General features: G+C 71.4%; 9 protein-coding genes. 4 read left to right on the top strand and 5 right to left on the bottom strand.

Annotation, left to right across the window (positions count from 1 at the left end; genetic code table 11):
• Positions 1-74: 74 nt before the first annotated feature.
• Positions 75-4,532, bottom strand: a complete 4,458-nt coding sequence (locus B0I31_RS14050) for a hybrid sensor histidine kinase/response regulator (protein WP_106615785.1) — start codon at positions 4,530-4,532, stop codon at positions 75-77.
• Between the two features lie 96 nt (positions 4,533-4,628).
• Here B0I31_RS14050 and B0I31_RS14045 point away from each other — a divergent pair, with 96 nt between their 5' ends.
• Positions 4,629-6,026, top strand: a complete 1,398-nt coding sequence (locus B0I31_RS14045; RefSeq protein ID WP_106615784.1) for a PP2C family protein-serine/threonine phosphatase — start codon at positions 4,629-4,631, stop codon at positions 6,024-6,026.
• Between the two features lie 73 nt (positions 6,027-6,099).
• Positions 6,100-6,780, top strand: coding sequence for a maleylpyruvate isomerase family mycothiol-dependent enzyme (locus tag B0I31_RS14040; protein ID WP_245949880.1), 681 nt, complete (start codon positions 6,100-6,102; stop codon positions 6,778-6,780).
• Here B0I31_RS14040 and B0I31_RS14035 read toward each other — a convergent pair.
• The 4 genes from B0I31_RS14035 to B0I31_RS14020 form a co-directional block, all read right to left on the bottom strand.
• Positions 6,762-7,127 carry a hypothetical protein gene (locus tag B0I31_RS14035; RefSeq protein ID WP_106615782.1) on the bottom strand — a complete coding sequence of 122 codons (366 nt, stop codon included), beginning with the start codon at positions 7,125-7,127 and terminating at the stop codon, positions 6,762-6,764. The two genes, B0I31_RS14040 and B0I31_RS14035, sit on opposite strands and share 19 nt — an antisense overlap.
• Before the next feature lie 14 nt (positions 7,128-7,141).
• Positions 7,142-8,422, bottom strand: coding sequence for a High-affinity nickel-transporter (locus B0I31_RS14030; protein ID WP_106615781.1), 1,281 nt, complete (start codon positions 8,420-8,422; stop codon positions 7,142-7,144).
• A gap of 26 nt (positions 8,423-8,448) precedes the next feature.
• The gene (locus B0I31_RS42570) at positions 8,449-9,690 is read right to left on the bottom strand and encodes a tetratricopeptide repeat protein (protein ID WP_106615955.1); all 1,242 of its coding nucleotides are present in this window, start codon (positions 9,688-9,690) and stop codon (positions 8,449-8,451) included.
• Positions 9,691-9,774: 84 nt separating this feature from the next.
• Positions 9,775-11,346 (bottom strand): DUF4331 domain-containing protein, encoded by a 1,572-nt coding sequence (locus tag B0I31_RS14020; RefSeq protein WP_106615780.1) that lies wholly within the window; start codon positions 11,344-11,346, stop codon positions 9,775-9,777.
• 187 nt (positions 11,347-11,533) lie between these two features.
• Between B0I31_RS14020 and B0I31_RS14015 the strand changes: the two genes are divergently transcribed.
• Positions 11,534-12,331: a CoA transferase subunit A gene (locus B0I31_RS14015; protein ID WP_106615779.1), complete on the top strand. Its 798-nt coding sequence runs from the start codon at positions 11,534-11,536 to the stop codon at positions 12,329-12,331.
• A 17-nt stretch (positions 12,332-12,348) separates the two neighbouring features.
• Entirely contained in the window at positions 12,349-13,071 is a 723-nt protein-coding gene (locus tag B0I31_RS14010; RefSeq protein WP_106615954.1) for a CoA-transferase subunit beta, read from the top strand.
• Positions 13,072-13,083: the final 12 nt, after the last annotated feature.

Below are 13,083 nucleotides of genomic sequence, written 5' to 3'. Positions count from 1 at the left end.
CTCATGGGCTCCGACCGTTCGACACGCGGGCTCTGAACGTTCGACTCGCGGGTCCTGAACGTAGGACACGCGGGTCAGTCCTGTTCGACGCCCAGGTAGAAGGCGATCAGGCGGAGCAGGTGTTCGGTGTCCACCGGCTTGGTCACGTAATCCGTCGCCCCCGAAGCCAGCGACTTCTCCCGATCACCCTTCATCGCCTTCGCCGTCACGGCGATCACCGGCAGGTCCGCGTACCGCGACATAGCCCGGATGGCCGCCATGGTCGCGTTGCCGTCCAGCTCCGGCATCATGATGTCCATCAACACCAGCGTCACGTCGTCGTACTGCTCCAACGCCCGCACACCGGTGATCCCGTTGTCCGCGTAGATCACCTGCAGCCCGTGCAGCTCCAGCACGCTCGTCAGCGCGAACACGTTGCGCAGGTCGTCGTCGACGATCAGCACCTTCTCGCCGTGGAACCGCATCGGCGCCGGCGGCAGGTCGGACGGCGCCACCACCGACTGCGCCGACTCGTCCGACGGCGTCAGCAGCTCCGGCACGACCTCCGGCTCCACCGCGACCGGCGGGACGATGCCCTGCTCGCCCAGCGGCAGGTACAGCGTGAACGTCGAGCCGAGGCCCGGCTCGGAACGCACGTCCAGCCGGCCGTCCAGCAACGCCGCCAGCTCACGGCTGATCGACAGCCCGAGCCCGGTCCCGCCGTACTTCCGCGACGTCGTGCCGTCCGCCTGCTGGAACGCCTCGAAGATCACCGACAGCTTGTCGGACGGGATGCCGATGCCGGTGTCCTGCACGTCGAACGCGACCGAGCCGTCGACCGCCCGGATCCGCAGCTTGATCTCGCCGTCGTGGGTGAACTTGACCGCGTTCGACAGCAGGTTGCGCAGGATCTGCTGCAACCGGTGCTCGTCGGTGTGCAGGGTGGACGGCATGTCCGGCTCCACCACGACCTCGAACGCCAACCCCTTCTCCGCGGCCAGCGGCGTGGTCATCGCCTCGACGTAGGCGACCACGTCCGACACGTGCACCGGGTCCGTCTGCACCTGCATGTGCCCGGCCTCGACCTTGGTCAGGTCCAGGATGTCGTCGATCAGCTGCAGCAGATCGGTACCCGACGAGTGGATCGTCTTGGCGAACTCGACCTGCTTCGGGTTGAGGTTGCCGTCCAGGTTGTCGGCCAGCAGCTTCGCCAGGATCAGCAGGCTGTTCAACGGCGTGCGCAGCTCGTGCGACATGTTCGCCATGAACTCCGACTTGTACTTCGACGCCGACGACAGCTGCCGCGCCCGCGCCTCCAGCTCGACCGAGCCGGCCCGCAGCTCCTCGGTCAGCCGCTGCGACTCCACCAGCAGGCTGTCGGTCCGCGCGTTGGCCAGCATCGTGTTCAGGTTGACGCCGATGTTCTCCTTGAGCTGGTCCAGCAGGTCCAGGTGCACCGCGGTGAACTCGCCGAACGAGCCCAGCTCGATCACGCCGAGGATCTCGCCCTGGAACACGATCGGCAGGATCACCAGGTTCGCGGGCGGCGCCGACCCGAGCCCCGAGCCGATCTCGATGTACCCCGGCGGCACGTCGGTGACCAGCAGCGTCTTCTTCTCCACCGCGACCTGCCCGATCAACGACTCACCGCGCATGAACCGGGTGGGCCGCCCGCCGCGCGGCGCGTACCCGTAGGCCGCGGTCAGGCCCAGGGCGTTGGACTCGGGGTCCACCAGGAAGAACGCGCCGTGCTGCGCCGACACCAGCGGCGTCAGCTCGCTGATCACCAGCGACGCCATGGCGTTGAGGTCGCGGTGCCCCTGCATCTGGCCGGACAGCCTGGCCAGGTTCGTCTTCAGCCAGTCCTGCTCCTGGTTGGCGCGGGTGGACGCCCTCAGGTTGCCGATCATCCGGTTGATGTTGTCCTTGAGGTCCGCGACCTCGCCGGACGCGTCCACGGTGATCTGCCGGGTCAGGTCGCCCGCGGTCACCGCCGTCGCCACCACGGCGATCGCGCGCACCTGCCGGGTCAGGTTCCCGGCCAGCTCGTTGACGTTCTCGGTCAGCCGCTTCCAGGTGCCCGAGACGCCTTCCACCTCGGCCTGGCCGCCGAGCTTGCCCTCGGTGCCGACCTCCCGCGCGACGCGCGTGACCTCCTGGGCGAACGAGGACAGCTGGTCGACCATCGTGTTGATGGTCGTCTTCAGCTCCAGGATCTCGCCGCGCGCGTCGACGTCGATCTTCTTCGACAGGTCGCCCAACGCCACCGCGGTCGTCACCTGGGCGATGTTGCGGACCTGCGAGGTGAGGTTGTTCGCCATGAAGTTGACGTTCTCGGTGAGGTCCTTCCAGGTGCCCGCCACGTTCGGCACGCGGGCCTGACCACCGAGGATGCCCTCGGTGCCGACCTCGCGGGACACGCGGGTGACCTCGTCGGCGAACGCGCGCAGCGTGTCCACCATGCCGTTGATGGTGTTGGCCAGCGCCGCGACCTCGCCCTTGGCCTCGACCGCGATCTTCTTGGACAGGTCACCGCCCGCGACCGCCGTCGCCACCGCCGCGATGGACCTGACCTGCGTGGACAGGTTGTCGGCCATGACGTTGACGTTGTCGGTGAGGTCCTTCCACGTGCCGGCCACCCCCGGCACCCGCGCCTGACCGCCCAGCCGTCCGTCCGTGCCGACTTCTCGCGCGACTCGCGTGACTTCGTCGGCGAAGGAAGACAGCTGGTCGACCATCGTGTTGATGGTCGACTTGAGCTCCAGGATCTCGCCCCGCGCGTCCACGGTGATCTTCTGCGACAGGTCGCCGCCCGCCACGGCCGTCGTGACCTGCGCGATCGACCGGACCTGGGCCGTCAGGTTGTTGGCCATGAAGTTCACCGAGTCGGTCAGGTCGCGCCAGGTGCCGGCGACCCCGGGCACCTGGGCCTGACCGCCCAGCCGCCCGTCCGTGCCGACTTCTCGCGCGACTCGCGTGACTTCGTCGGCGAACGAGGACAGCTGGTCGACCATCGTGTTGATGGTGTCCTTCAGCTCCAGGATCTCGCCCCGCGCGTTGACCGTGATCTTCTGCGACAGGTCACCCCGCGCCACCGCCGTCGCCACCTGCGCGATGTTGCGGACCTGCGAGGTCAGGTTGCCCGCCATGAAGTTCACCGAGTCGGTCAGGTCCCGCCAGGTGCCGGCGACCCCGGGCACCTGGGCCTGACCGCCCAGCCGCCCATCGCTGCCGACTTCTCGCGCGACGCGCGTGACCTCGGCCGCGAACGACGACAGCTGGTCCACCATCGTGTTGATCGTGGTCTTGAGCTGGAGGATCTCGCCCCGCGCGTCCACGTCGATCTTCTGCGACAGGTCGCCCTGGGCGACCGCCGTCGTCACCTGCGCGATGTTGCGGACCTGGGACGTGAGGTTGCCGGCCATGAAGTTCACCGAGTCGGTCAGGTCGCGCCAGGTGCCGGCGACCCCGGGCACCTGGGCCTGACCGCCCAGCCGTCCGTCCGTGCCGACTTCTCGCGCGACTCGCGTGACTTCGTCGGCGAAGGAGGACAGCTGGTCGACCATCGTGTTGATGGTCGACTTGAGCTCCAGGATCTCGCCCCGCGCGTCTACCGTGATCTTCTGCGACAGGTCGCCCTGGGCGACCGCCGTCGCCACCTGCGCGATGTTGCGGACCTGCGAGGTCAGGTTGTTCGCCATGAAGTTGACGTTGTCGGTCAGGTCGCGCCAGGTGCCGGCGACCCCGGGCACCTGGGCCTGACCGCCCAGCCGCCCGTCCGTGCCGACCTCGCGCGCCACGCGCGTGACCTCGTCGGCGAACGAGGACAGCTGGTCGACCATCGTGTTGACGGTGTCCTTCAGCTCCAACATCTCGCCCGCCACCGTCACGGTGATCTTCTGCGACAGGTCGCCCTGGGCCACCGCCGTGGCCACCTGCGCGATGTCACGCACCTGCTTGGTCAGGTTGTCGGACATGAAGTTGACCGAGTCGGTCAGGTCCTTCCACGTGCCGGCCACGCCGGGCACGACCGCCGTGCCGCCCAGCCGCCCGTCCGTGCCGATCTCGCGCGCCACCCGGGTGACCTCGCCCGCGAACGTGCGCAGCGTCGCCGTCATCGAGTTGAAGCTCTCGACCAGCGCGGCGACCTCACCGCGCGCGTCGACCACGATCTCCTGCGACAGGTCACCCTCGGCGACCGCGGCGAGCACGCGGCTCAGCTCGGCGGTCGGCCGGGTCAGGTCGTCGATCAGCCCGTTCACCGCGTCCGCGGCCGTCGCCCAGCCACCGGTGGCGGTGCTCGGTGCCAGCCGCTCGCCCAGCCTGCCCTCCTGGCCGACCGACTGGCGCACCCGCACCAGCTCGCCGACCAGCCACTGGTTGCGCTCGGCGATCTCGTTGAAGGCCTCGGCCAACTCCGCGGTCACCCCGTCGCGGTGCCCGCCCCGTGTGGGCACGACGAGGCGACGGCGGAAGTTGCCGTCCTTCATCTCCCGCATCGCGGTCAGCAGTCGGGCCAGGGTCACGTCCGTGTCGTCCTGGGCGGTCGTCACACGAGCCTCCGATGTCAGCGGAACTGCGCCAAGCCTGCCACTGTTGGAGGCAACTTGTCCGATAGGTTGGGTCGAACCCGACACACAGGAGCCGTGATGGCCCAGGGCTACCGGCAAGGCGCCGACACGGGCCTCGACCTCGACGCGTGGCGTCGTGTGGTCGACGGCTTCCACGAGGCCGTCGTCGTGCTGGACCCGGAAGGCGTCGTCCGGTTGGTCAACTCTCTCGCATCCGTGCTGTTCACGCAGGCGCGGACGGGTTCCGCGCTGCCGGACGACGGCCGCGGCGCGCGTCGGCAGGACCTCGGCGGCGGGTGGGTCGCCTGGTACCGGGGTGTGGACGACTACCTCGACGACGCCGCGCACCGCCTGGCGTCGATCACGGACCGTGCGGACGCCCTGCGCACGGTGGTCGAGCTGGCGCCCGCCGAGCACACCGTCGTCGTGCTGCCGGGCCTGCGCGGCCGGCTGGAGTGGTGGCGGCGCACCCCCGCCGGTGACGTCGCGGTGGCCCGCACCACACGTCAGGTCGCGGGAACCGCGCCCGGCTTCACCGCCGTGCTGGAACGGCGGGTCGAGCACGCCGAGCTGACCGAACTGGGAGACGGCCCGTGGGGCGCGTCCGGGGTGGGCGTGGCCGTGCCGCTGACCGAGGGTGGCGCGCTGGTGTGCTTCGGCGGCACGTGGCGCGTCGACCTGCTCAAGCGGTTCGCGGAACGGGCCGCGGCGGCGGTCGAGGTGAGCACCCGGTTCGGCGAGCAGCGCAAGACCGTGGAGGCGCTGCGGGCCAACCTGCTGCCCACCCCGCTGCCCGAGGTGCCGGGTGTCCGCCTGGCCGGCGTGTACGAGCCCGCGCACCGGCAGGTGCTGGTGGGCGGCGACTTCTACGACGTGCACCCGCGTGAGGACGGCAGCGCGGCGTTCGTGCTCGGCGACGTGGCGGGCAACGGGCTGGAAGCGGCGGCGCACAGCGGCCGGGTGCGGCAGAGCCTGCACGCCCTGCTCGTGGTCGAGCAGCGGCCCGCGCAGTTGTTGCACCTGCTCAACGCCGCCCTGCGGGCCGCGGGCAGCCGGCTGTTCACCACGCTCGTGGTCGGCGCGATGGTGCCCGTGCAGGCCGGTGGGCTGCGGCTGACCCTGGCCGCGGGCGGCCACCCCGCGCCGCTGGTGCTGCGTGCCGACGGGCGGGTGGACGAGGTGGCGGTGCACGGCGGGATCGTCGGCGTGCTGCCGGAGGTGCGGTTCAACCAGACGACCGTCGCGCTCGCGCCGGGGGAGACGTTGCTGCTCTACAGCGACGGGCTGACCGAGGCGCGCAAGTACGACGACCGGCAGGAGCTGTTCGGCGACGTGCGGCTGAAGGCGGCGCTGGCCGACTGCACCGGGCTGTCGGCCGACGCGGTGTCCGACCACCTGCGGCGCGTGGTGTTCGACTGGCTGGGTTCGGCGGAGCACGACGACCTGACCCTCTTGGTGCTCCAGGCGGCACCTTAGACAGCGCCGGCGACCGCCGCGGTCTGCCCGAGTGCGGACCGCCGGACGTCTCCGGTCCCTAGGATCAGGTGACGTGAAGCCACCTTTGGACGCGGTCGCACACGCCCACCGCCGGCTGCTCGACGTGATCGCCGACCTCACCGACGAACAGGTCGCGGAGCCGTCGCTGTTGCCCGGCTGGACGCGGGGGCACGTGCTGGCGCACCTCGCCGACGCGGCCCGTGCCCGCAGCCGGGTGGTCGGGCACGCGTCACGTGGCGAGCACGTCGAGATGTGGGCACCCGGTGAGCGGGACGCGATCATCGAGGCCACCGCGTCCCGTGGCGCGGACGGGCACCGGGCCGCGACCGCCGAGCACAACGAGCGCCTGGAACGGGCGTGGGCGGGGATCCGGGACTGGTCGGAGCCCGCCGACGCGCCCGATCCCGTGCCGCCGGTGTTCACCCGCTGGCGCGAGGTGTGGATCCACCTGCTCGACCTCGACCTCGGCGTTCGGCCGGGGGAGTGGAGCGCGGAGTTCGCCGTCCACACCATCGGCGTGCTGCGGCCGAGGCTGCCCGAGGGCGTTTCCCTGCGGGCGACCGACTCGCCGCGGACGTGGGGCACGGGCACGGAGGTGGTCGGCGGGGTGCGCGACCTCGCCGCCTGGCTCGCCGGCCGGGTGCCCGACGAGCCGCCCACCTCCGCCGTGCCGCTGCCCGAACTGGGGCCGTGGCCGTCGTACCCGGCGAGCCGTCAGGACTTGGCGGGCTGATCCAGCGACAGCGGCACCCAGTGCAGGGCCTCGCGCCACCCCTGGCGGCCGAACGCCCAGTCCGCGAGGACCGCCGCGACCGGTCCGACGCCGATCACGTCGGGCTGGAGGGGCACCTGCGCCTGGAACCGGCGTTCCCCGTCGCGGTACTCCACGAGGTGGCTGAGGTCGTCGTTCAGGTGCACCCGCATGAAGTGCTGCCCGGCGGGCTCCAGGTCGAGCCGTTCCACGACCAGGTGTCGATGGGTCAGGTCCAGGTCGGCGAGCAGGTCGTGCAGGGCTGTCTCGGACGGGCCGTCCCAGGACTTGCCCGACCACTCGATCACGCGTACCACCGGCGTCGTCACAGTGCGCAACTTACTCACCACCCCAGTACCGCCCGCAAGGCCAGTCCCGCTCCGACGATCGACACGAGGGCCGCGGTGACGGTGGGCAGGGCGGTGAAGCGGTCGCGCAGGCGTTCGGCGGCCACCAGGCGATCCCGCAACCGGACCAGGAGCAGGCCGACCGCGGTCAGCGTGGCGGCCATGCCCAGGCCGTAACCGAGGACCAACAGCACCCCGAACCAGGTCCGCCCCAAGGCGACCGCGCCGAGCAGGACGACCAGCGCGGACGGACTGGGCACCAGCCCACCGGCCACCCCCAGCCCGACCAGCCCGACCCGCCCCACACCGTGGCCATGCCCATGGCCGGCGGGGGCAGGCCGGCGGTGGTGCAGGGATGCGCGCAAGAGAGTGGCGCCGATCACGGTCACCAGCAGTCCGCTCACCAGGCCCAGCCACCGCAGCACCGCCTCGCCCGCCACCGCACTGGTCGCGCTGATCAGCAGCCCCAACGCCAGGACCCCGGCGGTGTGCGTCAACGTCACCGTCGCACCCACCACCAGCGCGTCCCGAGGCGTCCCCGCCCGGCCCGCCAGGCAAGCCGCGATCACGGTCTTGCCGTGCCCCGGCAACGCCGCGTGCGAAGCACCCAGCACCAGCGACAACAGCACCGCCAACACCCCGACCAACGGCGTCAGGTCCCCGACCCCGGCCAACGACGTGAACGCCCGCGCAGCCACACCCGGCAACGACGACCCACCCACCTCCGCGGCACCGCCCGCCGGCGAGGACGACCCGGCACCGACCCGCAGCACCACCGAACGCACGTCCAACGGGTCCGACAGCAGGTCGTCCGGGTACTCCCGCAGTTCACCCGTCACGCTCACCCCCGGCACCGGCGGGTCGAGCAGCGCGACACCGGCACCGACAGCCGTCATCTCCCGCCAGCCGACGCGGTCGTCCCGGTAACCCGCGCGCACCGCCACCGTCGCCCCGGACGCCCCGGCCTCCACCACGCACGTCAGCCGAGTGGTGGGCAGGCCCGCGTCACCGGGCGGGAACTCCACGGCACTCGACCGCACCTCCACCGGCACACCTCGGCCGTCCACCTCCACCACCGTGGCCCGCGCCAACGCCGCGCACTCCCGCGCCGCGTAATCACCCACCTCCGCCGGCCGTTCCTGCAACGTCGGGATCTCCGCCGTGTCCACCACCGCCCGCACGATCACGCGGTCCGGGTGCACGGTGATCCCGTGGTAGTGGTTGACCGTGAAGCTGCCCAACGGGTGCGCGGTGGCGTGCACTGGAAACAGCAACATTGCGAGAAGAACCGCAGCGATGAGCCTCACCGCAGACCTTCCAACGTCGCACGTGCACGAGGGGCGTCCACGAAGGAGAAGTGCGGATTGATCTGCAACGTTTCGTCCAGTACTGCAACGGCCTCGGCGGAACGGCCCAGCGCGGCCAGGATCATCCCGCGGTGGTACAGGAACACGGCGTTGCGCCACCCCGACGACACGGCGCGATCGGCGAACGCCAACGCCTCCTCGTGCCGGCCGTTCAGGTGCAACGCCCAAGCCACCGCGTCCGCCACCAGCACGTGCCGCCGCCGTCCCCACTCGGCCTCCGCCAGCCGCAACGCCGAAGCCGCGTCACCCCGGTCCGCCGCCACCACCGACGCCGCCAAGTCGTCCGGCACCAACGCGAACTGCCGCTCCAGCACGGCGAACTGCGGCGCCGCGTCACCTCCCGCCGCACGCAACAGGTTCGCGTACTCGTGCACGAGTTCCGGCAACGGCCTGCGCCGCACCAGCTCCGCGAACAACCGCGACGCCTCGTCCACCGACCCGCGCGCGAACGTCACCTTCGCCTTGCCCCGCAACAACATCACGTCCCGCGGGTCGACCACCAACCCCTGCTCGTACTGCGCCAGCGCCTCGTCCAAATCACCGCGGTCGAACGCCAGCTCACCCAACCGATACCGGCAGAACACCACGTCCGCCGCAGCCGCCGCCGCACCCAGCGCCCGCTCGAACGCCTCACGTGCCCCCGCCACATCCCCGCGTTGCTCCAAGTCGTAGGCCGCCCGCGTGAACGACGGCACACCGGGCTCCAAGTCGAGCATCCGCTGCACCGCCGCCGTGGCCTCACCCGCCAGGCCGAGCTGCGTCAACGCGTCCGCCAGCACCCCGTACACCTCGGCCGTGTCCGGCAACGACTCCCGCGCCCGCGAAGCGTGCTCCAGGCCCGCCGCGAAATCGTGCCGCGCGTTCGCCAACGCGCCCAACCCGATCGACGCGAACCCGTTCCCCTCCGGCTGGTGCCGCACCGAAGTGTCCAGCGCACCGCGCGCCTTCGCGTAGTACGACGGGTCACCGGTGATCCGGGCCTGCTCCACGTAAGCCGAGCCCAACGCGGCCCACGCGCCCGCGTCGGACGGCGTGCGGCGCAGCTTGTCCTGCAACGCCGAGACGGTCCGGTGCGTGGCGGCCTCCGCCACCGCGCCGGACGGAGCAGTCGAGTCCGAAGTGGACAGTGCCGACACGGCCGTGCTGAGCAACGCGATACCGCCCACGACAGCGGTCACGGCGACGAGCCTGATCACGGCGGACCTTCCGACGAGGGAGATGCCCCCCTTGGAGGGCGGGGGACCCTCCAAGGGGGACGAGGACTACTCGGTCGGGGAGTCCTGCCGACCGCGGTGGCGCAGGACCCAGGCCCCGGCGCCGATCAGCAGGATGGCGAGCAGTCCGCTCAACAGGGGCGCGGTCGGCACACCGCCACCCGCGGTCGGCTTGATCGCGACCTCCGCACCGCCGGCGTTGACCGCGGTGTTGTTCGGCAGCGCCACGTACGGGAAGGCCTTCTCGAACGCGTTCTCGTTCGCGTCGACCTCGTCACCGGCGGCCAGCGCCTCGACCACGCCGGTCACCGCCGCGCCCTCCAACGCCTGCAAGCCGATGTCCAGCACGTCGTCGGCCAGCCTGCGCCCGTTCGGGAAACCCTGGTTGTCCCGGCCCAGCACACCGAGGCGGCTCGGCTCGGCCGCCGGCGCCACGGACATGTTCAACCGCAGCTGCTCCGAAGGCACGAACCTCCGCTCGTCCACGTCGGCGTTGACGACCTGCGAGTTGAGGTCCGCCTTGATCGGACCGCCGAGCTCGGTCGTGATGCCGGTCAGGAAGATCTCCACCAGGTCGTCACGCCGACCCTTCGGCGCGGGCACCCGGTAGATCGCCTCCACCAGCGTGGGCAGCTCCGGGTTCGTCACCCGGTCCACCAGCTCCTCGACCTCGCCGTCCTGGTCGGGCGTGAGCGAGTTGAACTTGTCCTTCAGCCCCGCGGGCACCACCACCTCGTTGACCAGCGGGTTGCCCAGCCGGGACACCTGCACCCAGTCGCCGTGCGCCCGGTAGCGCCCGGGGCTCAGCTCCATCGACCGGCGCTCGGTGTCGCCCCACACCCCGATCACCGGGTTGCGCTTCGGGTCGCCCTTCAACGCCAGCCACGCCTTCGGCACCTGCAACGCGATCGTGTTGGCGTTGTAGCCGCGCAGCGTGTCCTGCCCGACCTCGGACAGGTCCGCGCCGTAGAGCAGGTCGAACACCCGCAGGTCCAGGAAGAACGGGTCGTCGGCCTGCCCGACGTAGGCCTTGGCACCGCCCTGGATCGGCGTGATCGCCTGGTCGCGCAACGCGCGGTAGTCCGGCATCGACTTCGGCCCGGTGTTGGACGGCGCGACCCTGCCCCTCCGCACCAGCTTCGTGGACGCGCCGCGCCCGTCCACCAGCTCCAGCGTGTAGGTCTGCCGGAACAGCAGGTTCTCGTCGTCCAACGACGTCACCGCGCCGTTGTTGTACAGGAACGTCGACTTGCCGCGCCGGTCGTCGTTCTGGAACGTGAACCGGTAGGTGATGTCCGCGCGGGCGTCGCCGTCGTTGTCGACGTTCAGGTCGTAACGCGCGTCGGTGGCGAACGGGTAGAAGTTCGGGCCTCCGTTCGGCTCCTGGAACGGGGAGAAGTTCGCGATCAGCGTCACGGTGTCCGGGTGGTCGGGGCTGACGAACGCGTAGACGTCGGTGTTGTCGACCGCCGGGTCGCCCGCGATCAGCGGCGCCTCGCGGTGGCTCGACGCGCCCGCACCGGAGGCGCCGAGCAGGCCGGTGGCCAGGGCCGTGGCGCCGACCGCGGCCAACGCGGCGCACGCCTTGGCGGCGCGTCGGCCGGTGAGCGGTGTGGACATGCTCGATCCCTCCATCGGACGCACGAGCTGACACCAGGCAATTCGGCCGGCGGGCACGTCCGGTTCAGAAGGTAGGGGTTCGCGGCTTCCGGTGAGTGGAAGATCCCGTTGACCCGCTCCGGACCGCCTACCTAGCGTTCGCCGCACGTCAGAGCCGGTGCACGGCCGATCGGAACGGGAGGTCGGAGTGGCCACCATCGCACCCCTCGCGGAGGCCGTCGCGCAGGTCGTGCGCGACGGCGACACCGTGGCGTTCGAGGGGTTCACGCACCTGATCCCGTTCGCCGCGGGGCACGAGGTGATCCGGCAGGGCAGGCGTGGGCTGACCCTGGTCCGGATGACACCCGACGTGCTGTACGACCAGCTCATCGGCGCGGGCTGCGCGCGCAAGCTGGTGTTCTCGTGGGGCGGCAACCCCGGTGTCGGTTCGCTGCACCGGTTCCGCGACGCCGTGCAGCACGGCTGGCCGAGGCCGCTGGAGCTGGAGGAGCACAGCCACGCGGGCATGGCCAACCGGTACGTCGCGGCGGCGTCCGGGCTGCCGTTCGCCGTGCTGCGCGGCTACACCGGCACCGACCTGCCCGCCCAGACCGCCAACATCGCGTCGGTGACGTGCCCGTTCACCGGCGAAGTGCTGACCGCCGTGGCCGCGCTGGAGCTGGACGCCGCCGTCGTGCACGCCCAGCGCGCCGACCGGCACGGGAACGTGCAGCTGTGGGGCATCACGGGCGTGCAGAAGGAGGCGGTGCTGGCCGCGACCCGCTCGCTGGTCACCGTCGAGGAGGTCGTGGACGAGCTGGAGCCGCGGCCGGGCGCGGTGGTGCTGCCGTCGTGGGTGGTGGACTACGTCGCCGAGGTGCCGGGTGGGGCGCACCCGTCCTACGCGCACGACTACTCGGTGCGCGACAACGACTTCTACGTGGCGTGGGACGCGATCAGCCGGGACCGGGACGAGTTCGCGCAGTGGTTGGAGAGCATCGCGTGACCTACACGTCGGACGAGATGATGACGGTCGCGGCGGCACGGGCGTTGCGCGACGGCGCGGTGTGCTTCGTCGGCATCGGGCTGCCCAGCACCGCGGCCAACCTGGCCCGCCGCACGCACGCGCCCGACCTGGTGCTGGTGTACGAGTCCGGCACGATCGGCGCGAAACCGGACCGGCTGCCGCTGTCGATCGGCGACGGGGTGCTGGCCGACACGGCGGTCAGCGTGGTGGGCGTGCCGGAGATCTTCAACTACTGGCTGCAGCCCGGCCGGATCGACGTCGGCTTCCTCGGCGCGGCCCAGCTGGACCGGTTCGGCAACATCAACACCACCGTGATCGGCGGCGACTACCGCAACCCCGGCGTGCGGCTGCCCGGCGCGGGCGGCGCGCCCGAGATCGCCGCGTCGTGCCGCGAGGTCGTCGTGGTGGTGCGGCAGACCAGGCGGGCGTTCGTGGAGCGGGTCGACTTCGTCACCTCGTTCGGCTTCGGGTCCGGGCCCGGTGAGCGGGAGGAGCTGGGGCTGACCGGCGCCGGGCCGCGGTTGGTGATCACCGACCTGGGCGTGCTGCGGCCCGACCCGGACACCCGTGAGCTGGTGCTGACCGCGTTGCACCCCGGCGTGGACCTGGCGACCGCGCGCGAGCGCACCGGCTGGGACCTGAAGGTCGCCGACGACCTCGGCCGGGGCGAACCGCCGACCGACCGCGAACTCGCGGTGCTGCGCGAGCTGACCCGCTAGCCCGTTCCCCCT

Origin of the sequence: Saccharothrix carnea (assembly GCF_003014735.1) — a bacterium.
GTDB lineage: Bacteria > Actinomycetota > Actinomycetes > Mycobacteriales > Pseudonocardiaceae > Actinosynnema > Actinosynnema carneum.
Note: the sequence above shows the minus strand (reverse complement) of the source record. Positions and strands in the feature narration are given on the sequence as shown.

Coding starts and splice junctions, on each gene's coding strand:
- B0I31_RS14010 (WP_106615954.1), top strand. CDS start 12,349: ATGATGACGGTCGCGGCGGCACGGGCGTTGCGCGACGGCGCGGTGTGC.
- B0I31_RS14030 (WP_106615781.1), bottom strand. CDS start 8,422: ATGTTGCTGTTTCCAGTGCACGCCACCGCGCACCCGTTGGGCAGCTTC.
- B0I31_RS14045 (WP_106615784.1), top strand. CDS start 4,629: ATGGCCCAGGGCTACCGGCAAGGCGCCGACACGGGCCTCGACCTCGAC.
- B0I31_RS14020 (WP_106615780.1), bottom strand. CDS start 11,346: ATGTCCACACCGCTCACCGGCCGACGCGCCGCCAAGGCGTGCGCCGCG.